A 21,262-nucleotide genomic window follows, 5' to 3' on the forward strand; every position below is an offset into this window, starting at 1 on the left:
AGAAACAGGGAGGTTGTGACAATGATCATCAATCACAACATAAGCGCACTCCGTACAAATAATGTACTCAAGAGTGTAAATAAAGAATTGGATAAAACCATGGAGAAACTCTCCACCGGTCAGCGGATCAACCGCGCCGGGGACGATGCCCTCGGTTTTTCCATGTCGGAAAAGATGCGGACTCAGATCCGCGGTCTCGCGCAAGCAGAGCGTAACGTGATGGACGGGGTTTCCTTTATCCAAGTGACGGAAGGAACTTTGGAACAGGTAAACAACATTCTGCAGAGACTCAGAGAACTTTCCATTCAGACATCGAACGGAATTTATTCCAATGACGATCGTAAACTGGTGCAACTGGAAGTGGATCAATTGATCGAAGAAGTGGATCGGATCGGGAAGTCTGCGGAATTCAACCGGATCAAACCTCTTTCGGGGGATCATTCCAAACAATCCAACAAACCGATTCAACTCCAAGTGGGACCGAATCAAAATGAGAAGCTGGATGTTTTTATCGATTCCATGAACGCAACCGGTTTGCAGTTGATGACAAACGGAAAAAAACAAGCCCTTTCCTCTCCCGCCAGCGCGAACGCGATGATCGGAATTTTGGATAACGCGATCACAAAGGTAAACCAACAAAGAGCCGACCTCGGAGCTTACTACAATCGTTTGGAAATCACTTCTCAGGGTTTGCAGTCGAGTTACGTAAACATGGTCGCCGCGGAAAGCCGTGTGAGGGACGCGGATATGGCGGAACAAATCGTGGATTATACGAGAAATCAGATTCTCACCAAAAGCGGTTCGGCGATGCTCGCCCAAGCGAACATGAGACCCGACCAAGTGGTGAAATTGTTAAGCGACCGATTCGGTTGATCTAAAAAAAACCGTAATTTCATTCGTAACAAGCCGCCTTTTTTAAGGGCGGCTTTTTGTTTTCAAAACTTCTTAAAAAACCTTCTGCTTTCGCAGTTCGCTTTCTACTTCTTTCCTTTCGATTCTTTCATCTTAGAATGATCGTGTCCCTTTCCGGAATGTTTTTCTTTTCCTTTCCCGGATTCCTTGTGTTTGGAATGATCCCCGTCTTTTCCGTGTTCATGGTGTTTGTCCATGGAATCTTTGTGGTCCTTGTGATCGCCTTCGTGTTCGTGCGCAGACAATGCGGCCGCAGACAAGAATCCGATTAGGATAAGAATTTGAATTGTCTTTTGAATCATGGTTTTTCCTTCTTTGTATGTTTTTTCTTTCGATTTTTATTTTCGCTTACAAGATTTTCAGTTTTCGAATCCGAGGTTTCTTCCTCATTCTGGATAAACTTTTCCGTTTCCGGGAAGTATGATTCCATTCGGAGTCCGCTTTGTTCCTTCGGATTTCCGAATTTAAGAAGAGAGGAAAGTGTTCCTTGTTTCCAGAGCAGATAGATCGGAGGATAGACCAGCAATTCTAAGATAAAACTCGTCACAAGACCGCCGACCATCGGAGCCGCGATTCGTTTCATCACATCCGAACCAGTACTCTGGGACCAAAGGATCGGCATCAAACCCATCATGGCGGCGAGCACCGTCATAATCTTAGGACGCACCCGATGAACAGCTCCGTGTAATACGGCGTCTATCCATTCTTCTTGGTTGCGCAGTTTTCCCTTTTTCTTTGCGTCTTCATAAGAAAGATCCAAATAAAGAAGCATAAAAACTCCCGTCTCCGCATCCAATCCCATGAGTGCGATCATTCCCACCCAGACCGCTACCGAGATATGATAGTCAAGGATATACAAAAGACCGATCGCCCCGATCAAAGAAAACGGAACCGCAAGAAGAATGATTAATGTTTTTGCATACGACTTTGTATTTGCATACAATAATAAGAATATAATAAAAATTGTAAGTGGGAGGACGTATTTCATTCTCTCTCGAACACGAATCATATTCTCATATTGACCGCTCCATTCTATGGAATAACCGCTCGGAAGAAGAATCTTATCGGAGACGATTTTTTTGGCCCGATCCACGTAACCGCCGATATCAGTAGTCGACGGATCTACGTAGATGTATCCAGCCAAAAACCCGTTTTCGTCCCGGATCATGGAGGGACCTGTTTTGACCCGAATGTCCGCGATTTCGCTTAACGGAATGTGTCCAAAGGTCGCGGTCGGAACCAAAATCATTTTCATCTTTTCTACGGAATCTCTTAACTCTCTCGGATAACGTAGATTGACAGAAAATCTTTCTCTTCCTTCTATCGTTTGTGTGATCGATTCTCCGCCTATCGCGGAGACCACGATCTGTTGTGCCGCGTCTACGGATATATTATATCTTGCTAAACTAGTTCGTTTTAATTCGACATCGAGATAATAACCTCCCGCGGTTCTTTCAGCGAAGACACTTCTCGTTTCCGGAACGGTTTTTAGAAGAGATTCGATGGAAACTCCGATCCTTTCGATTTCTTCTAAAGAGGCTCCTAAAACCTTGATTCCGATCGGAGTCCGCATTCCAGTGCTCAACATATCGATTCTTGCTTTGATCGGCATCGTCCAGGCGTTGGTCGCTCCGGGGAATTGCATCTCTTGATTGAGGATTGCGACCAATTCTTCTTTGGTAACTCTTTCCGATGTGAACGGAAGAAAAGGCCATTGTAGAATTCGAGGCCAAGAAGAATAGAATCGATCCGCCTTTCTCCATTCTTCTTTTGGATGTAGAATAACTACGGTTTCCATCATGGAAAACGGGGCCGAGTCCGTTGCCGTGTCCGAGCGTCCCGATTTTCCAAAAACCCTTTTGACTTCGGGAACGGATTTTAATTTTTTATCCATCGCGGTCATTAATTTTTCAGCTTCTGCCACTCCGATTCCGGGTAACGTGGTCGGCATATAAAGAAGGGATTCTTCGTCCAGTGGAGGCATGAACTCGGATCCTAAACTCAAGTAAACCGGTATCGTTAGGATCACCAAGATGAGTCCGGTGGAGATCGTCTTCTTAGGATTGTGCAAAGCCCAGCGGCAGGCCGGTCCATAGAAGCGAAATAGAATTTTACTGACAGGATGTTTTTCTTCCGGATAGTATTTTCCCACAAAAAGACTCGTTGCCATCTTAGAAATCAATGCGTTCTTAAAAACAAAAGGATCCATCCTTGTAAAAAGCATTCGAAAGGCGGGATCCAAAGTGATGGCAAGTAAGGCCGCGACCGCCATTGCAATGTTTTTTGAATATGCCAAAGGTTTAAATAACCTTCCCTCTTGATCCACGAGCGCGAATACGGGAAAGAACGCTACCGCGATGACGAGCAAAGAAAAGAAAACGGAGGGGCCGACTTCCAAAAGGGCTTCCAATCGGACTTGGTGATAGTCTCCGATTCTTCCGGAGGTTTCCCATTTTTCTAATTTCTTATACGCATTTTCAACTTCTACGATGGCCCCGTCGACGAGGACTCCTATGGAAATCGCCATTCCGGAAAGAGACATGAGGTTTGCGTTGATATCCAAAAGATACATCGGAATAAACGTAATGAGAACGCTGATTGGAATCGTAAGGATCGGAATGATCGCCGAAGGAAAATGCCAGAGAAACAAAAGGATTACCGCGGATACGATCAACATCTCTTCGATCAATTTCCATCGAAGTGTGGAGATCGCGTGTTCGATCAGTTCCGATCGATCGTAGGTCGTTACGAGCTCTGTTCCGTTTGGCAGATTTTTTCGAATCGATTCTATTTTGATTTTGAGACGATCTATGACGTTTAACGCGTTTTCTCCGTGTCGCATAACAATCGTCCCGCCGACCACGTCTCCTTCTCCGTTTAAGTCCGCGATTCCTCGTCTCAGATCCGGACCCAACGAAACCGTTGCTACGTTTTTTACAAGAATAGGAGTTCCGTTGAGATCCGTTCCTAAGGATATATTTTCGATGTCCTCGATGGAAGAAAGATATCCCCTTCCCCGGACCATAAACTCGGCTCCGGAAAGTTCTACGAGTCTGCCGCCTGTTTCCTGGTTACTTTCTCGTATTTTTCGGATCAAAGTTTCGAAATCTACATTATAGGAACGTAAAGCGTTTGGTTGAAGCGTAATCTGGTATTGTTTTTTAAATCCACCAATGGATGCTACTTCGGAGACTCCCGGCACAGCGTTGAGTAAGAATTTGAGTTTGAAATCCTGATAGGTTCTAAGATCGGAAAGAGAAGAATTTCCGGTCGTATCGGTCAGCGCATACTGATAGACCCAACCCACCGAACTCGCGTCCGGACCCAATTCTATCTTCACTCCGGCCGGAAGATTCGATTGAATCCGCGTTAAATATTCGAGCACACGGGATCTGGCCCAGTAGATATCAGTTCCATCTTGAAAGATCACATAAACATAGGAAAATCCAAAATCTGAAAATCCACGAACCGCCTTGATCTTAGGAGCTCCCAGAAGAGATGTGATGATCGGATACGTTACCTGGTCTTCTAAGATATCGGGGCTTCGATCCCAACGGGAATATACGATTACCTGCGTATCCGAAAGATCGGGAATCGCGTCCAATGGAATGTTCTTTAGAGAGATGACGGATCCTAAAAGAAGTCCGATCGTTACCAAAAGAATTAGAAATTTATGATTTACTGAAAAACGAATGACGTTCTGAATCATGACGACCTCAATGATTGTGTAACGCGGAGCCAAAGCGGATTCTTGCTTCGGAATCGATTAGGAACGTGGATTCGGAGACAACCCTTTCCCCTTCCTTCAACCCTTCTTTGATTTCCGTCCAAGCTCCGATACTCAATCCGGTCTTGACCTGAGTCGCCAAAAAACGATCCGGTCCCGTTTGAACATAAACGACTTTATGAGTTCCCGTATCTAAAATCGCAGAAGTCGGCACACTCAACGTTTGTTTTAGAGGAATCTGAATTTCCAGATCTCCGAACATTTGTGGTTTGAGTTTTTGTCGCCCGTCTTCCACTTCGCTTCGCAGACGAAGGGTTCTACTGTTCTTATCCAGGATCGTATCGATACTTCGAATCGTTCCCGGAAAGATCACGTCTGGATAAACGTTTGTTTTGAACAAAATTTTTAAACCGACATGAACCGAAGAGAAATCCGATTCGTAAATCTGGGAATAGATATGAGCTCTTCCGGATTTTCCGCCTAATATGAGTTCCGATGGATCTCTTTTACCGGAAGTCCAAAGTCGAATCTGATCCGTGGAAAGACCTAACTGTCGCAAACGGATTTGAAGATTTTGACCTCCTAGTGCGGAGCCCGCATCCGAGAAAAATTCTCGAGAACGAAGCATCTCCTTATACTCCGTCAAAGCCGTGTATAACTCGGGATCATAAGCAACCGTAGAATAGGCTGAGATCTTTTTTGTCAGATCCCTTTTTAGAACCAGATCTGTTTTGATACCGATGGATTGTTGTTTTTCTAAGGAAAGCGAAAGTTCCAATGCGGGAGCTACATTTCCGCTACTTTTTGGATCGTGAGAATTGTGATCTTCTTTTGTCGAAGATTCTATATTAGAATTCGATGAACTTGTATTGTGATCCTCGTGATCTCCCTTTGTCCTTTTGACCAGATCCATATTGCAGATGGGACAGGTCCCGGGACGATCGGAAGTATACGTCGGGTGCATCGGGCAATAATAAATTTCCTTTTCTTTAGCGCAGTTCCAGGCAAAAACGAGGATCAGGATAACCGCGACCGCAAAGCGAAACGAGAATTTCATAGACGAGCTCCTTCTTCTCCATGACCGGATTGGGTTCCATCGTTTGGTTCGGAATAAATTTGACTCAGGATTCGAAGTACGTTTAAGATCGATTCGTTTTTCCTTTCTATCAAATCTTCCTTACGAATTTGCGCGTTGATCACTTCCACTTGAGTCATCAGGATGTCTTGTGGACTGGCCTTTCCGGGAACATACAAAGAAGCGTTGGCTCGAACGACCCTTTCCAATTCGGGAATCAATCTTTTCTCGAGAATTTCAATCTGCTTCTCGTAACCACGGATCAGTTCTACGTTACGATTTAATTCCGAGATCACCTGCATCTTCACTTTCTCCGCGGATTCTTTTCCCGCGTCCGCTTCCCTTTCATATTGGCCCGTAATACTTTCCCATTTGAGCGCTGACCAAACTGGAATTCTTAAATTCACCCCGAAGCTAAAAAGGTCGCCTCTGTATTCCGTCGTGTCCATCAATTGATAGTTCAACGGTCCACGATCGATCGCGAAATTTTGATTTCTACGATTCATGTACGACACAAAAACTTCAGTTTGAGGAAGAAGAGAAAGTTTACTGAGTTTGGCCGATTCTTTGAGTCTTTTTGCACCGGTGAGAAAGGATTTGTATTCCGGATTTGAACTCGCGGCCTTTTCTAAAGAATCCTTTAAGCCTAGAATTTTAGATTCATTTTCTTTAAAGTAGTCTTCGAGATTCAAAGAAGAAAGATCGTGAAAGGAGAGCCTCTCTTGGATTTGAAAATAGCTCAATTGAGAAGAAAGGTCTTTTAGATTTGTATTATATTCCGTTTCTTTTTCAAAGGATTCCGTTTTTGCTACCGTGGCCTTGAGGCTTCCCGCGAGGGAAATGTTTCCGGAAGAATAATAACTTTCCGAGATATTCTTCTGCGCCGAAAGAATTTGCACAATCTTTCCGTTCAGGTTCTTTTTACTCTGAAGTCTTTGATATCGATTGAGCTTGGAGAGAAGATCTCCCAAAAGTCGATTGATTCCGGAAAGATAACTAAAACCCGCTTCTTTCTCCATATATTTGGAAATTTTTTGTTCGGCGCCTAACTTTCCCGGAAACGGAAATTCTTGAGAAAGAGAAAACTCCACTCCGGTCATTGTAGGCGTATCGAGAGGTCTGTCGTTGAGTGTGTAACCGTTTCTTGTGGGAAAGTTACGATAGGCGACACCGATTTTCGGATCGGGAAGAATTCCGGTCGCTTCCGTATGCGATTGGTGCGCGTGTGTTAGGTGACCGAGGGACTTTGCTTCGGGATGTTCTTTTGCAATCAGTTCTAAAACCGTATGCACGTCTTTTCCTTCTCCCAAAATGGGAAGGGAATGAGAAAATAGAAAAATCGTAAAATAAATGCGTAGAGAACTCATAGGTTCCTCCTAATTTTTTAAAAAGAGAAGAACGAGTCGGATTAAATTAGAAAAACTTGAAGTAAGGAGATTGGATTTTTGCGATCGGAAAGAGAGACACTTTGACGACGGGCCGAATCGATATTTTGGCCCCTAAGATTTAGAATCGAATCCGGAGGTAGTAAAAACAAAACAAGAATCGTATGAGTTGAAAAGAAGTTCTGAGTTTCGAATCGAAACTCAATGGAAGAATCCGCTTTTACAACATCGGAGGAACAACAAGGTGCGGAAGAATCGGAAGAAGTCGAGTTCGAAGATTCTTTATGACAAGGAGGAATAGAATCCGCAGATACAGCGCCGATCAAATTCGGCATACCGATCGGACAGATTCCGGAAAGATTCATCCAAGAAGCACAGAGAAGATTGAATGCAATTCCAAAAAGGAAAAGTCCCCCACTCCATTTACGAATCGTTTCCATCTTGTCCATTGGACTCGGGGAACTTAAGAAAGGAAAGAAAAAAAGCCCGAAGATTCTTTCGAGAATAATCGGGCTTCAGAGTCGTACGGCGATTTATAACGGGAATTATAAATCCATTGTAGATATCGTTCCTTTCCGGCGTTTGCTTAACTCTTCCGGCCGAAATTAAAGTTCTTTCAGCCGGAAGAAACGGTTACTTCAGTAACTGAAGAACCGTTTGCGGTTTCATATTGGCCTGAGCCAACATCGCGGTAGCAGCCTGAGTCAGGATCTGATAACGCGTAAAGCTGGTCATTTGTTCGGCCATATCGGTGTCACGGATTCTGGATTCCGCAGCTTGGATGTTCTCATAAGCGTTCATGAGACCTTTTGCAGCGTGTTCCAGACGGTTGTAATACGCCCCCAAGTCCGCTCTCTGTTTAGAGATGGAACGGAGCGCATCGTCAGCCAATCCGATTACCGAGTTCGCCTTGCCTGCGGTAGAAAGAGAGATAAACGTCAAAACGGTCGGGTTTCTGAGACCCAATGCCGCCGTATTCATCGTTTCAATGTAAACTCTTTCTCTTTGGTGCATGTTGGCGCCCATATGAAACCACATACTCGCAGTAGGATTCAATCTGGCGAAAGCTCCGGTAAGGAGTTTCATTTTGTTGAATTCCGCCTGAGAAGCGATTCGGTCGATCTCGTCCACCAACTGAGAAACTTCCACTTGGATCTGTTGTCTGTCTTCCTCGGTATAAATACCGTTGGCAGCTTGGACGGCCAGAACCCGGATTCTCTGAACGATTTCATGAGTTTCCTGGAGATATCCCTCGGTTGTTTGGATCAGAGACATACCATCTTCAGTGTTCATTTCCGCTCTTCTGAGACCTAAAATCTGAGTTCTCATCTTTTCGGACACTGCAAGACCGGAAGCGTCGTCACCTGCACGGTTGATTCTCATTCCGGAGGACAATTTTTCAATGTCCTTACTCATGTTTTCGCTATTGAACTTCAACGTTCTGTGCGCGAAAATGGCACTGATGTTATGGTTGATAATCATTCGGTTCCTCCTTGAATCCGATTTCCCTTAAAAAGGGGGTTATGATTTTTCAAAGGTCTTCCTTGACCTTTTCAGTGAATCCATCGACGGTCCCGTAAAATCCGATAATGAACTTTTTTCCGGATTGTAAGATAAAAGTATTCTTCCCCGTTTCTAAGCCTATGTCACTGAAACGCGATCCATAGAGAGCGTTTCAGCTGAAGATAGCGGAGAAATGTTTCGGCTCTTCATTTTCCGTCGTGGAAAACGGATCTCAGAAAAGATTTTTTTGATTCTTTGCCCGCCGCCGGTTTCGAAGAATGGTAACCGAGAGACGGAGCGATCATGTTAGAAAAGATTTATTTAGCCAATCCCAGAGGATTTTGCGCCGGGGTAAAATACGCGATTTCTTACGTGGAACAGGTCCAGGCTAATTCCGAAGAAAGGATATACGTTCGTAAAGAAATCGTACACAACCGCCGCGTTGTGGAAGATATGAAAAAAAGAGGAATCCGTTTTATCAACGATCTGGACGAGGCGCCCGACGGAGCCACCGTCGTTTTTTCCGCACACGGGGTCGCTCCTTCCGTTGTAGAAGCCGCCAAACGCAGAGGAATGAAAATCGGAGACGCCACCTGCCCTCTCGTTACGAGAGTTCATCGCAAAGCGAGAAAGATCAAAAACACACACCAAATCATCTACATCGGACATGAAGGCCACGACGAAGCGATCGGAACCATGGGAGAAGCCGAGATGTTTCTTGTGGAATCGCCGAACGACGTGATGGCGCTCAAGGAAAAAATCGATCCGAACAAACCACTTACTTATCTGATGCAGACTACTCTTTCCGTTGCGGATACGAGAAACGTTGTGGATCAAATCGCAAAGACCTTTCCGTTCGTGGAACATCCCGCTAAGGATGATATTTGTTATGCGACAACGGAAAGACAGGAAGCGGTTTCTTTGATGATGAACGGTATAGACGCGATGCTCGTAATCGGAGCCGACAACAGTTCCAATTCGTTGCGTCTTTTGCAACTCGCTCAAAAATCCAAACCACATTCGTTTAAAGTGACCGGAGCCGACGATCTTTCCAAAGAGTATATTCAAAATAACGATATTAGAATTTTAGGATTAACCGCGGGGGCCTCCACTCCTCAGGTTCTCGTAGACGAAATCATTTCCAAGTTAAAGACCTTTTATCCGGACGCGGAAGTGGGATTGTTTCCCGGTTCCAGAGAGGATTCCATGAACTTCAAACTCCCCGGAATTTTACTCAGCTAAAAAATCGAATGTGTGAGTGGATTCATTTTAGAAATCGGTGGACAGTTTTAAAATCCCGAACCCTGATTTCTAAAACTCGCCCGTACTCATTCCTGATCAAATCCCCCTTGAAATCTAGGAACTCCTAGTTTCGAACAGCGATTAGAAACTAGGAGTTCCTATATTTTCGGAACGTTTTTAGGAGACAAAATCCAGATTCATTTTCAGCTTTTTCCTTCCAATTCCGCCAAAATCCAATCCCGTCTACCAAATCCAAAATTTACTTTAGAATTTTTTACTTTTTTAATATCCTTTTAGCCCTCTGAAATAATAAAATTATTGATCTTTTTATAGAATTACGGATTTTACACCGTCGTGGAACGGGACCTGGAAAACTTCGAACATTCACAAGAACTTTATGAAATTCTGGTAAATCAGATTTCGGATTCCATATTGGTGACGGATGCACAACTGGAACCCCCAGGACCGAAAATCATTTTTGTTAACCCCGCTTTTTGTAAAATGACAGGCTATCCAAAAGCCGATTTAATCGGTCGGACCCCGCGTATACTCCAAGGCCCCTTAACAAACCGAAAAACGATGAGAGATTTAAAACGGGCATTGACCCAAGGAAGGGATTTTTCGGGAGAAACGATCAATTATAAAAAAGACGGAAGTCCCTACAATGTAGAATGGCATATTTCCGCGATTCGGAATCCTTCGGGGAAAATCCTATACTTCATCTCGATACAAAGGGACATCACTGAAAAAGTCAAAAAGGGAGAATCGGTTACAAGGCACCTTCGTTTGGAAATGGGGATCACCTCGGCCACACAAATCCTTCTTTCTACATCAGTAGAACTTAAAATTCTAAAATACGCAATGGAACAATTTCTCGTATTCGTGGATTCCGAACGGCTCTACCTTTTCAAGAATTCGGAAAACGCGGATTCTGCGGAACTTTTTCTGGAAGTAAACGATCCGGACGCGTCCAAAATCCCTACGACCGAATTTATCGTTTATAATGAAGGTTATTCCCGCTGGAAAAAAATTTTTTCATCGAGCGGTTATCTTCAGGGAAACGTATGCGAATTTCCGGAAGACGAAAAAAATTTTTTCAATCAAAGGGAAATTCGTTCCGTCACATTAATCCCCCTTTTTGTTTCCAACGAATGGTTCGGATTCGCCGGATTCGAGAATTTTAAAACGACCGACGTGATCAAAGAGGAGATTTTTACGATTCGAACTTTTGTGGATTTGATCAGCGTATTTCTAGAACGAAAAAACGTATTAGAAGAATTGAAAGTCCACAGGGAAAAGCTCGAAGTCCTCGTAAATCAAAGAACCGAACAACTGAATCTTCAGAAAGAAAAGGCGGAAAAAGCGAACAATACAAAATCCGAATTTTTGGCGAACATGAGTCACGAACTTAGAACGCCTCTCAATTCCATCATCGGATTTTCCAGATTGATGCAACTTCCGGAGGAAATGGAAAAGGAAAACAAATACAAGGATCTGATCTTTCATTCCGGGGTTCATCTGCTGAACATCATCAATGATATACTCGACCTTTCCCGAATCGAGGCCGGTAAACTCGTGTTAAACGAATCCGATTTCGATCTCAAGGAACTGATTTCCACGTCGATCGAAATGATTCTGGGTGAGGCGATCACAAAAAAGATCGGAATGACTTTCGAATTTTTCCCGCAGGACGCCGATTTTGAAATCAAAGCAGACCCAAAACGAATCCGACAAGTGATTCTCAATCTTCTCGGAAACTCGATCAAGTTTACGGATTCTTCCGGTGAAATTCTGATTACGTTAAAAAAACTCGAAAATAGTTTCGAACTTTCGGTTCAGGATTCCGGAATCGGAATTCCCCAAGATGAAATTCATAGAATTTTTGAAACTTTCCATCAGGTTAAAAGAGAGGATCGAGCCGCATACGAAGGAAGCGGACTGGGTTTGCCGATCGTAAAAAAAATCGTAGAGGCCCACCGAGGTTCCATCGAAGTGGAAAGTGAACTCGGCAGCGGAAGCAAGTTTAACGTTTTTCTTCCGTTTTCTCCCGGCTTAAAAAACTCGAATCCCTTCGATTCAAACTTTCAAACCGGAGCCTATCATCCGAACACGGCTTTTCAGCAATCCGTTTATCCGAGCGAACTTAAATCCTTACCCGTTCTTCTCACGATTCAGGATAGAATCTATGAACGAGCCATCGAAAAGTATTTCCTATACAACTCTCAAGAGTTCATAACGCTTCATACCGTAAAAGATTTTTCCAAAATACCTCAAGATCATCCCCATAAGGTATTGTTATATGACACACGACTTCTTTTGGAAGAAACGGAAGTTGTTAAATCCTTACGAACGATTTTAAACGAGGATTCCAAATTTAGACATTTGGTTCTTTTGGAAACTGCGGATATTCCGCTTCCCTTTCAGGAGGATTTGCTTCCGTTCTTCCCGGATTATACGATCCAAAATCCGTTTTCATTAGATAAGCTGAAATCGATTTTAATTGAGATTGAAAAGGAGATATATCTTGAAGATCGAGCTGAAAAAGAAGAATACTTTTCATAAAATTCCGAACGATCCTATTTTGATCGTCGAAGACAAACAGGAAAACAGCATTCTTCTGGAAAGTTTATGCGACGAACTCGGCGTAAAACACGAGGTTGCGTCTAACGGAGCGGAGGCGTTGAAAAAAATCGAAGATCGGAAATATTCGCTTTTTATTTTGGATCTGATGATGCCCGTAATGGACGGAGGCGCCTTTCTCCTTAAACTTAAAGAGATTTATCCTAACGCGGTGGTTCTCGTTCAAACCGCAATCGACAGCAACGAGAAAATCATCGAGATCATGAAACTAGGAGTTTTCGATTATATTTTAAAACCGATCTATCCCGAAATTTTCCTCAAAGTCCTTCAAAAGGCTCTGAACTATTGTTATCTGAAGAATATGGAAGAGAATCTGGCCGAAATTGAAGGTCAGAAATTGAGAAACCAACTCGAATGGCTTACTTATAAGGAAACGATCCGCAAGTCCGACAGCGAGTCTTTCGAAAAGAATTCGATTCATAGTTTAAAAACATCCCTTTCTCAAGGAAGCGGGATCGGCGCTATGACCAGCCTTTTGGATATGATCGATTCGGTTAAAATTCAGGAAGGAAATTTTTACAAGGTAGATAAGGAAATTTTGGATCTGCTGCTTACGAACAATCGAATCACGAAAAACATGCTCCTCGGCCTTGAAAAGCTGTTGAATCTGATCGATCAAAACTTAGAATCTTGTGTCGTTTCCACCAAAGAAATTTTGGAAAAAATAAAGGAACTTCCCGAGGGTTTAAATTCTTTTCTACAATCGAAAAAAGTTTCCGTCAAACTCCCCGTTTTTAAAAAAGAATATAAGGTAAACGTAAACATTTCTCTTTTATATCTTGCTATGGAAGAATTGCTTCTCAATGCGTTTAAGTACTGCTCCTTCAACTCTCAGATCGATATTTTTACGAATATCAACCAGAGTTATTTCTGTATCACGTTTAAAAATCGAGTGGATAAAAAACCGTACGGAGGGATTCCGGAAAAGTTCGAACAACTCGTGATCCAACCTTTTTTCAGAATTTATCCTCCGGTCGAAAACGTAAGTCATTTGGAAAAGTTCGGACTCGGGCTGGGATTGACGGCGGTGGATCATATCGTTCGCAAACATCACGGTTTGTTTTTTATCCACAACGCAAACGACCACACATCCGAAGACGTAAGTCTTTGTGTACTCGCGGAAATTTTCATCCCACTCATTTAATCAGGAGAATAGAAAAAATGAAACGAATTCTCATCGTGGACGATTCGGCGGTTTTTAGAAAAATACTCAATTTACATCTAAGTAATTCGGATTTCTCCATTTTAGAGGCCGTCGACGGACAAGACGGCTTGGATAAATTACAAAACGATAAAGTGGATCTCATCGTAAGCGATATGAACATGCCGAACATGGACGGAATCACGTTCGTAAAAGAAATCAAAAAAGATCCGAAAAATAAATTCACTCCTATCATCATGCTTACCACTGAATCCCAGGCCGAGGTAAAAAGCGAAGGTCTTGCCGCAGGAGCGCGCGCTTGGCTTACAAAACCCTTCTCTCCGGAAGAACTCGTTCAAACGATTCATAAATTATTACCCTGAATTATATATGCCGTTTTTATTATATAAAGATTTTCAGAATGTTCGATCGAAGTCGGAAGATTCGGACGTTTCCGGTTTGAAAGTTGCGATCGAAGGCGAACTTACGATTTATGAGGCCGCCGAATTTAAGGAGAATCTCGATTCCGTCCTTGAGGATTCTCCCGCTTTTATAGAAATCGATCTTTTTAAAATCCAAAAGATGGACACTTCTTGTTTACAGATTCTTCTCGCACTCAAAAAGGAAGCGCAACGTAAAAATAAAAACGTCCGTTTGATCAATCACAGTCGTAGCGTTTTAAGGCTGATCGATCTCTATGGGCTCGCTTCTTTTTTAAACGATAAGATCAAACTTTCTAAAGAAACTATGAAAGAATTTTCATTTCGATACGGTGTGAGCAAGGACTAAAAATGGATCTTTCAGAAGTAAGGGCTACGTTTATCTCGGAATCGGAAGAATTACTTTCTTCCATGGAATCCAATCTTTTGATCCTGGAAAAGGATTCCAAAAATGTAGAAGGGATCCATTCCGTCTTTCGCACCATTCACACGATCAAAGGAACTTCGGGAATGTTCGGTTACGAACCGATCGAAAAATTCACACACGAAGTCGAAACCCTTTTAGATCGGATTCGTTCGGGTAAACAAAATCTCACCAAAGAAGGAATCGAATTCTTATTCTTGGCCTGCGATCATATCCGTAATCTTGTTGCCTCCGACGGAGCGGTTGTCGATTCCAAAACTTCCCGCAAACAAACCGATCTCATGTTACTCGCTAAAACCTTGCTTTCCGATAATCTTTCCGACGATTCCCAAAAGAACACAGACTCGAAAGATTCACAAACTTCTTCCGGCGATTTAAACTTTCCTTCCGGCTCGTCGCATTGGCAGATCACCTTGATTCCCGACCTTCATCTTTTTGAATCCGGCATGGACCCTTATACGTTTATTCAATACTTATCCCAATCCGGAAAGATCCAACATCTTTTCGTTTATCCCGAGTCCGTTCCCAATTGGTCGGACTTCAATCCCGAACATTCCTATCTGGGTTTTGAAATTTCATACGATTCTCCAACGGACGGAAAGGAGATTCATTCTACATTAGAATTTTTGAAAGAAGGAAGTTATCTGAAAATCCTTCCGCCAAAATGCGGTTTAAACCTCTTTGCGGAGAATTGTGAAAACTTTCCTCTCGGAAAAGAAGTTTATCTAAACGCTCTCGAAATTCAAAAAGTACTCGCGCCGAAGGAACTTGAAAAACTTTCATACCCATCCCTTCTTTCGCCGGAAACGTTATCTTCCTCGAAAGAAATTCATTCTCCGTTTAAACTTCCCCCTTCCTTATCCGAAGAAAAAGCGGAAACTCTCAAGATACAAACAAAAACTCTGAGAGTAGATTCCTCCAAAATAGATACGTTAATCGCTCTTGTAGGAGAATTGATCACTCAAGAAGCGAACCTCAGCCGAAAGATCGTAGATACGGAAAATACGCAGTTGATCGAAAGTTCCGAATCTCTTTATAGACTCGTCGGCGAAATTAGAGAATTCGCATTGAGCCTTAGGATGGTTCCGATCTCGGATTTATTCGAGAAGTACAAACGTGTCGTACGCGACCTTTCCAAAGAATTGGATAAACAAGTGGAACTCGAAATTTTCGGAGGTGAGACGGAACTGGATCGTTCGGTAATCGAAAAAATCGCCGATCCGATCGTACACATTCTACGGAACGCTCTCGATCACGGAATCGAAACTTCCCATGAAAGAATCCAAAAAGGAAAACCGGCAACCGGAAAATTACGGATTCAAGCAAGTCACGGCACGGGAAGTATTCTTATTGAAATCAGCGACGATGGAAAAGGTTTGGACAGCGAAAAAATCCTGGAAAAAGCGATCTCAAAGGGATTGATTCCACGCGATCAAATCCTTTCGGAATCGGAAGTCGCTTCCCTGATCTTTCAACCCGGTTTTTCCACGGCGGAACGAGTTACGAATCTTTCCGGAAGAGGAGTCGGAATGGACGTCGTCCTGAAAAACATTGAATCGCTCCGAGGCACAGTTCAGATTCAAACCGCCAAGGATCAAGGAAGTTCGTTCCATATTCGCCTGCCTCTCACTCTCGCTATCATCGACGGTTTTTTAGTCAAGGCCTCCGGTTTATTCTTTATCGTTCCGATGCAGATGGTTCGGGAAACCGTGGAATCGAAAGTCGTTTTTAACGGTTCTTCCTCGAATACCGTCAATCTGCGCGGAGAACTCCTGCCGGTGCTTCATCTTTCCGGGTTCCTTTCCCTGGAAACGAATACATTCGTAAAAGAGAATATATTAGTTTTAGAATATGAGGACAAGTCTTTCGGCGTCGTGGTCAACGATCTGCACGGAGAAATTCAATCCGTAATCCGTCCTATGGCGGAAGTTTTCAAAAACATAAAATGTTTCAGCGGCACTTCCATTTTGGGAAGCGGGGAAATAGCGTTTATACTCGACGTTCCCGGTTTATACAATTCGATCCGCGACCAAGAACATTCAAAAAACAGGGAACTGGCCGTTAAAACGGGTTCGTAGTTTCAGAGGAATCAATTTTATAAATTTTGAATATGGAGAAATCGAATGTTTCGAAAAAATTTAAGCGTTTGGATCGGCCTGGCTATCACGATAAACGGATTTGTGTTTCTGTCGGTTCAAAATTTTCGCAGCGCACCCGCTAAGATCGGAGAATTTCCCGAAGGACGTTCTAGATTTTTTCAGAACACAAACGAAGCTCTTTTAAAAGCGGAAGTTTCCGTTTCGGAATTTTCCTTCCATTTGGCGCTCGGAAAAGAAAAGGAAACCCTTGTTTTAAATTTGGAAGAGATAGGAAAAAATCTTAAAAACTTAAGATCCGTTTTGAACGAGTCGAACCTGAAAGACGATCCTACGATTCGAAAGTTCGATAAAAAAATCTCCGCGCTTACTTCGGCTACGGAGGATTTGAAGGAAAAAATTTCCTCCTCCAAGGATCTCAAAAAAGACTCTTCGCTCTTTTTAAAATCCGATTTTTTTACGGGCCTCTCCACTTTCAGACAATCCCGATCCGAGATTTTAGAAGAACTCGTAAAAAAAGCCGAAAAACCTTCCGCCGCCGCTACGACGGAAACGGACAATCATTTCTGGATTACGATTATGGAATATTCCGGAATCTCTATTCTTCTCATTTCCTTTTTATGGTGGTTCAATCGTTTCAGTCACAAAACGATTTTTAACTTAGAAATGGAATTTTTAAGAATGAGAACCGCCGTGGATAACGTTACTACGAATATCATGATGGCGGATCGGAATTTCGACGTAGTTTATATGAACAAGGCCATTCGAGAAATGTTCGGCAAGGCGGAGACCGATATCAAAAAACAACTTTCGAATTTCAATCTAAACGCCTTGATGGGAACGAATATAGATTCCTTTCATAAAAACCCGGCCCACCAAAGGGGATTGTTGAACCAACTTACGGGAACCTTTAAATCTTCCATTTCCATCGGAGGTAGGGATTTTGATTTGATCGCCAATCCGATCACAGACGTTAAAGGTAATAAACTCGGAACCGTAGTGGAATGGAACGACGTAACCGAACAGAATAAAATCCAAGAGCAGAGAAAAATCGAAAACGAGGAACTGATCCGCGTTAAGGTCGCGTTGGATAATACTTCCACCAACATCATGATCGCCGATAACGAATTCAATATTCGTTATATGAATAAAGCGGTGATTCAGATGTTTGAAATCGGAGAATCGGACATCAAAAAACAATTCGCCCATTTCAATCTTAAAAATCTAGTCGGATCGAACATCGATCAGTTTCATAAGAACCCGGCGCATCAAAGAGGGGTTCTCGGTAATTTTACGGGGATTCACAAAGCTACGATCAAAATCGGAGGAAGGACTTTCGATCTGATCGCCAATCCGATTTTGGACGCGAGCGGCAAAAGGCTCGGCTCCGTCGTGGAATGGTCGGACGTTACAAACCAACTGGCGGTTCAGGAAGAAGTGGAAGGAATCGTAAACGCCGCCGTGAAAGGAAATTTTACGACTCGGATTTCTCTGGATTCTCAAACCGGTTTTTTTCTCAAACTCAGTCAATCTCTCAATCAACTTTTGGAGGTCAGCAACCGCGGACTCAGCGAGGTTGTGGAAGCCTTGGAAAGAATTTCCGCGGGAAATCTTACCCAAAAGATCACGAACGAATATCACGGTACTTTCGGAAAGTTGAAAGAATATTCCAATACTACGATGGACAAATTGGGAGAAATCATCGGAGATATCATCGTTCGCTCTTCGAGTCTTGTCACTTCCGCAAGCGAGGTTTCGTCTACCGCAAACTCTTTGAGTCAAAGCGCTTCGGAACAAGCTGCGAGCGTGGAAGAAACGACTTCTTCCTTGGAAGAGATGACCGCGTCCATCGATCAGAACGCTCAGAATTCCCGTCAGACGGAACAGATTTCTTCCAAATCATCCAAAGACGCGGAAGAAGGGGGAGCGTCCGTCATTGAAACCGTAAAAGCGATGAAACAAATCGCGGAAAAGATCGGCATCATCGAGGACATCGCCTATCAGACCAACTTACTCGCGTTAAACGCCGCGATCGAAGCGGCCAGGGCCGGAGATCACGGAAAAGGATTTGCGGTTGTCGCTTCGGAGGTTCGTAAACTCGCGGAGAGAAGTCAAAAGTCCGCCAACGAAATCGGCAGTTTAGCGATCAATAGCGTCGCCATCGCCGAAAAAGCGGGTGAACTGATTTCTCAGATCGTTCCTTCGATTCGAAAAACCGCCGACCTCGTTCAGGAAATCACGGCAGCCAGCGACGAACAAGCAGCGGGAGTTTCCGAAATCAACAAGGCCATGGGACAATTGGATCAAGTTTCTCAACAGAACGCTTCCGCCTCGGAAGAATTGGCCGCGATTTCCGAGGAGATGAACGCGCAAGCGGAACAACTCAGGGAATCCGTTCTGTTTTTTAAAATCCAAGAAGGCGACGGAAAACGGACGACCAACGGAGGGGGCCTTTTACGCAAAGAATCTTCCGGAATGATGAAAACGACCCCTACGATTCGAAAAGAAGCATCCGTGGGAATGTCCGTTACCGAAAAGTTTGAAAAATATTAAGAGGGATTACGATGAACGTTTTGGAAGAAAATCAATTTCTAACGTTTTATCTGGGAGAGGAATGTTACGGAATTGGAATATTACATATCAAAGAGATAATTGAATATTCCGGTTTGACGAACGTCCCTCTAATGCCTGAATTCATTCCGGGTGTTATCAACCTTCGTGGAAACGTGGTTCCGGTTCTGGATCTGAAACATAAGTTTTTTAAAAGTAAGATCGAACCGGATCGTAAAACTTGTGTAATCATAGTGGAATTACATTCTCAGAAAAACGAGGACCAAAAAGAAAAAACGGACCTAGGAATTCTTGTCGAATCCGTCAACGAAGTAGTTTCGATTCCGGGAAACGATATCGAACCGGCTCCCACTTTCGGTTCTAAAATCAAGGTGGATTTTATCCTAGGAATGGCGAGGCGGGAAAACGGATTTATCATTATTTTAAACACGGAAAAAATTCTGAATCTGGAAGAACTGACGTCCCTCGAGGACGATCCACCGCAACCCGCCGAGGTTCTTATGGAAAATCCATGATAGAACCGGATACGGTCCGGGATTTGTTTTTACAACCCGGAGGTTTTTGTTGGGGAAGAAAGGATCTTAGAATCAGAACCTTACTCGGTTCCTGCGTATCGATTTGTTTCTGGCATCCTTCTCTTCTCTACGGAGGTATGGCACACGTTATGCTCCCTTCTCGCCCTTCGAACGATTCCGCTCCCGTCCTAAACGCGAAGTACGCGGACGACGCACTCGATTTATTTTTTGAAAAGATCGGACAAACAGGCGGAAGAAACGGTCAATATCAAATCAAATTATTCGGAGGGGCTTCCATGTTTTCCACGGAAGAAGAAAAACTTCTGGAATTCAAATCCATTCGGGATATAGGAATGAAAAATATCCTTTCGATCAAGGAACACCTAAACAAAAACAGACTCCCGATCACTTCCGAAGACTTGGGGGGGTTTTCCCATCGAAGAGTTTTCTTTTCGTTATGGGACGGAGAAATTTACGTGGAAAGACCGGAGCTTTCATGATCCGAGTGTTTATCATCGACGATTCGGCGGTCGTTCGTCAAGTTCTCACACAAATCCTAAACAAGGATCCGGAGATCGAAATTTTAGGTTTTGCTTCCGATCCTATCTTTGCTTCGGAAAAACTCTCTTCCGTTTGGCCGGACGTTTTTATACTCGACGTCGAAATGCCTCGTATGGATGGAATTTCCTTTTTAAAAAAAATCATGTCGGAAAGACCGACTCCGGTCATCATCTGTTCCTCGTTAGCCGAAAAAGAATCAAAGACTGCGGTTCTTGCTATGAAACTCGGCGCGATCGACATTATCGAAAAACCCAAAGTCGGTTTAAAAAATTTCTTAGAAGAATCGGAGATTCTTTTCACGGACTCGGTGAAAGCCGCGTCTGCCGCAAAAATCCGTCTTCATTCTTCTCACAATGGAGACGCGAAATTTTTTGAAAATCTCAAAGAAACCAAGGCGGACTTTTCCAAAATCGGCACGACCGATAAGTTGATTGCGATCGGCACTTCCACCGGCGGAACGCAGGCCTTGGAATACGTCCTCACTCGTTTGGACGTTCGTTGTCCCGGAATCGTAATCGTTCAACATATGCCCGAAAAATTTACCGAGGCTTTCGCCAATCGCCTCAATCAAATCTGCAAAATTCAAGTCAAAGAAGCAATGGACGGAGATCGTGTACAATTGGGTTCCGCTTACATCGCCCCCGGAAACAAACACATGGAAATTTATCTGAGTGGAACGCAGTTCCATATTCAAGTATCGGACGGTCCCTTGGTCAACAGACACAGACCTTCCGTTGATATTCTTTTCAACTCGGTCTCTAAAGCGGCGGGTAAAAATGCAAAAGGAATCATCCTAACCGGAATGGGAAACGACGGAGCGGACGGACTTTTAAAAATGAAACGGGCGGGGGCTTCCACGATCGCTCAAGACGAAGCCACTTGTGTGGTTTTCGGAATGCCCAAGGAAGCGATTTTGAAAGGAGCCGTGGATACGATCCTCCCTCTTTCGAAGATTGTGAGAGAGGTACAGAGTTTTTAGGGACTTTCTATACGAAGAGTTTTTATGGACTTCCTATACGAAACCGTATTC

16 protein-coding genes and 2 pseudogenes are annotated in these 21,262 nt (G+C 43.5%); 12 read left to right on the forward strand and 6 right to left on the reverse strand.

Features of this window, described 5'->3' with window-relative positions:
• The first annotated feature begins 21 nt into the window (after positions 1 to 21).
• Positions 22 to 873 (forward strand): flagellin N-terminal helical domain-containing protein, encoded by an 852-nt coding sequence (locus LEP1GSC060_RS03830; protein ID WP_036041769.1) that lies wholly within the window; start codon positions 22 to 24, stop codon positions 871 to 873.
• Between the two features lie 104 nt (positions 874 to 977).
• Here LEP1GSC060_RS03830 and LEP1GSC060_RS03835 read toward each other — a convergent pair whose 3' ends face one another.
• From LEP1GSC060_RS03835 to LEP1GSC060_RS03860, 6 genes are all read right to left on the reverse strand, one after another.
• Positions 978 to 1,214, reverse strand: coding sequence for a hypothetical protein (locus LEP1GSC060_RS03835; RefSeq protein ID WP_002996042.1), 237 nt, complete (start codon positions 1,212 to 1,214; stop codon positions 978 to 980).
• The gene (locus LEP1GSC060_RS03840) at positions 1,211 to 4,621 is read right to left on the reverse strand and encodes an efflux RND transporter permease subunit (RefSeq protein ID WP_002996375.1); all 3,411 of its coding nucleotides are present in this window, start codon (positions 4,619 to 4,621) and stop codon (positions 1,211 to 1,213) included. Before LEP1GSC060_RS03840 ends, LEP1GSC060_RS03835 begins: the two co-directional genes overlap by 4 nt.
• Positions 4,622 to 4,628: 7 nt before the next feature.
• A complete protein-coding gene (locus LEP1GSC060_RS03845) occupies positions 4,629 to 5,696 on the reverse strand; it encodes a heavy metal-binding domain-containing protein (protein ID WP_002996004.1) in 1,068 nt (355 codons plus the stop codon).
• Complete coding sequence (locus LEP1GSC060_RS03850; RefSeq protein ID WP_002995983.1) at positions 5,693 to 7,081, reverse strand: TolC family protein; 1,389 nt, start codon at positions 7,079 to 7,081, stop codon at positions 5,693 to 5,695. The genes LEP1GSC060_RS03845 and LEP1GSC060_RS03850 overlap by 4 nt, the downstream gene beginning before the upstream one ends.
• A gap of 41 nt (positions 7,082 to 7,122) precedes the next feature.
• Positions 7,123 to 7,548 carry a hypothetical protein gene (locus tag LEP1GSC060_RS03855; protein WP_002996203.1) on the reverse strand — a complete coding sequence of 142 codons (426 nt, stop codon included), beginning with the start codon at positions 7,546 to 7,548 and terminating at the stop codon, positions 7,123 to 7,125.
• A 184-nt stretch (positions 7,549 to 7,732) separates the two neighbouring features.
• The gene (locus tag LEP1GSC060_RS03860; RefSeq protein WP_036095285.1) at positions 7,733 to 8,581 is read right to left on the reverse strand and encodes a flagellin N-terminal helical domain-containing protein; all 849 of its coding nucleotides are present in this window, start codon (positions 8,579 to 8,581) and stop codon (positions 7,733 to 7,735) included.
• 324 nt (positions 8,582 to 8,905) lie between these two features.
• Between LEP1GSC060_RS03860 and ispH the strand changes: the two genes are divergently transcribed.
• From ispH to LEP1GSC060_RS03910, 11 genes and pseudogenes are all read left to right on the forward strand, one after another.
• Complete coding sequence (gene ispH, locus LEP1GSC060_RS03865) at positions 8,906 to 9,844, forward strand: 4-hydroxy-3-methylbut-2-enyl diphosphate reductase (RefSeq protein ID WP_002996145.1); 939 nt, start codon at positions 8,906 to 8,908, stop codon at positions 9,842 to 9,844.
• Between the two features lie 354 nt (positions 9,845 to 10,198).
• Positions 10,199 to 12,406, forward strand: a complete 2,208-nt coding sequence (locus LEP1GSC060_RS03870; RefSeq protein WP_036095286.1) for a PAS domain-containing sensor histidine kinase — start codon at positions 10,199 to 10,201, stop codon at positions 12,404 to 12,406.
• Positions 12,369 to 13,628 carry a hybrid sensor histidine kinase/response regulator gene (locus LEP1GSC060_RS03875; RefSeq protein WP_002996114.1) on the forward strand — a complete coding sequence of 420 codons (1,260 nt, stop codon included), beginning with the start codon at positions 12,369 to 12,371 and terminating at the stop codon, positions 13,626 to 13,628. Before LEP1GSC060_RS03870 ends, LEP1GSC060_RS03875 begins: the two co-directional genes overlap by 38 nt.
• A 17-nt stretch (positions 13,629 to 13,645) precedes the next feature.
• Positions 13,646 to 14,008 carry a response regulator gene (locus LEP1GSC060_RS03880; RefSeq protein ID WP_002995898.1) on the forward strand — a complete coding sequence of 121 codons (363 nt, stop codon included), beginning with the start codon at positions 13,646 to 13,648 and terminating at the stop codon, positions 14,006 to 14,008.
• A 7-nt stretch (positions 14,009 to 14,015) separates the two neighbouring features.
• Entirely contained in the window at positions 14,016 to 14,414 is a 399-nt protein-coding gene (locus LEP1GSC060_RS03885; protein ID WP_002996100.1) for an STAS domain-containing protein, read from the forward strand.
• A 2-nt stretch (positions 14,415 to 14,416) separates the two neighbouring features.
• A pseudogene (locus LEP1GSC060_RS20950) lies at positions 14,417 to 14,800 on the forward strand (Hpt domain-containing protein); the annotation flags it as partial.
• Positions 14,801 to 14,863: 63 nt separating this feature from the next.
• A pseudogene (locus tag LEP1GSC060_RS03890) lies at positions 14,864 to 16,567 on the forward strand (chemotaxis protein CheA); the annotation flags it as partial.
• A gap of 45 nt (positions 16,568 to 16,612) precedes the next feature.
• Positions 16,613 to 19,138, forward strand: coding sequence for a methyl-accepting chemotaxis protein (locus LEP1GSC060_RS03895; protein ID WP_002996167.1), 2,526 nt, complete (start codon positions 16,613 to 16,615; stop codon positions 19,136 to 19,138).
• A gap of 11 nt (positions 19,139 to 19,149) precedes the next feature.
• Positions 19,150 to 19,671, forward strand: coding sequence for a chemotaxis protein CheW (locus tag LEP1GSC060_RS03900; protein WP_002996345.1), 522 nt, complete (start codon positions 19,150 to 19,152; stop codon positions 19,669 to 19,671).
• Positions 19,668 to 20,171 carry a chemotaxis protein CheD gene (locus LEP1GSC060_RS03905; protein ID WP_002996023.1) on the forward strand — a complete coding sequence of 168 codons (504 nt, stop codon included), beginning with the start codon at positions 19,668 to 19,670 and terminating at the stop codon, positions 20,169 to 20,171. The genes LEP1GSC060_RS03900 and LEP1GSC060_RS03905 overlap by 4 nt, the downstream gene beginning before the upstream one ends.
• Positions 20,168 to 21,211 (forward strand): protein-glutamate methylesterase/protein-glutamine glutaminase, encoded by a 1,044-nt coding sequence (locus LEP1GSC060_RS03910; protein ID WP_002996314.1) that lies wholly within the window; start codon positions 20,168 to 20,170, stop codon positions 21,209 to 21,211. The genes LEP1GSC060_RS03905 and LEP1GSC060_RS03910 overlap by 4 nt, the downstream gene beginning before the upstream one ends.
• Positions 21,212 to 21,262: the final 51 nt, after the last annotated feature.

The organism is Leptospira weilii serovar Ranarum str. ICFT, from assembly GCF_000332415.1.
Classification (GTDB): Bacteria; Spirochaetota; Leptospiria; order Leptospirales; family Leptospiraceae; genus Leptospira; species Leptospira weilii_A.

What these genes read in the sequence shown, in the direction of transcription:
- LEP1GSC060_RS03830 (WP_036041769.1), top strand. Translation starts at nt 22, where the DNA reads ATGATCATCAATCACAACATAAGCGCACTCCGTACAAATAATGTACTC.
- LEP1GSC060_RS03835 (WP_002996042.1), bottom strand. Translation starts at nt 1,214, where the DNA reads ATGATTCAAAAGACAATTCAAATTCTTATCCTAATCGGATTCTTGTCT.
- LEP1GSC060_RS03840 (WP_002996375.1), bottom strand. Translation starts at nt 4,621, where the DNA reads ATGATTCAGAACGTCATTCGTTTTTCAGTAAATCATAAATTTCTAATT.
- LEP1GSC060_RS03845 (WP_002996004.1), bottom strand. Translation starts at nt 5,696, where the DNA reads ATGAAATTCTCGTTTCGCTTTGCGGTCGCGGTTATCCTGATCCTCGTT.
- LEP1GSC060_RS03850 (WP_002995983.1), bottom strand. Translation starts at nt 7,081, where the DNA reads ATGAGTTCTCTACGCATTTATTTTACGATTTTTCTATTTTCTCATTCC.
- LEP1GSC060_RS03855 (WP_002996203.1), bottom strand. Translation starts at nt 7,548, where the DNA reads ATGGACAAGATGGAAACGATTCGTAAATGGAGTGGGGGACTTTTCCTT.
- LEP1GSC060_RS03860 (WP_036095285.1), bottom strand. Translation starts at nt 8,581, where the DNA reads ATGATTATCAACCATAACATCAGTGCCATTTTCGCGCACAGAACGTTG.
- ispH (WP_002996145.1), top strand. Translation starts at nt 8,906, where the DNA reads ATGTTAGAAAAGATTTATTTAGCCAATCCCAGAGGATTTTGCGCCGGG.
- LEP1GSC060_RS03880 (WP_002995898.1), top strand. Translation starts at nt 13,646, where the DNA reads ATGAAACGAATTCTCATCGTGGACGATTCGGCGGTTTTTAGAAAAATA.
- LEP1GSC060_RS03885 (WP_002996100.1), top strand. Translation starts at nt 14,016, where the DNA reads ATGCCGTTTTTATTATATAAAGATTTTCAGAATGTTCGATCGAAGTCG.
- LEP1GSC060_RS03895 (WP_002996167.1), top strand. Translation starts at nt 16,613, where the DNA reads ATGTTTCGAAAAAATTTAAGCGTTTGGATCGGCCTGGCTATCACGATA.
- LEP1GSC060_RS03900 (WP_002996345.1), top strand. Translation starts at nt 19,150, where the DNA reads ATGAACGTTTTGGAAGAAAATCAATTTCTAACGTTTTATCTGGGAGAG.
- LEP1GSC060_RS03905 (WP_002996023.1), top strand. Translation starts at nt 19,668, where the DNA reads ATGATAGAACCGGATACGGTCCGGGATTTGTTTTTACAACCCGGAGGT.
- LEP1GSC060_RS03910 (WP_002996314.1), top strand. Translation starts at nt 20,168, where the DNA reads ATGATCCGAGTGTTTATCATCGACGATTCGGCGGTCGTTCGTCAAGTT.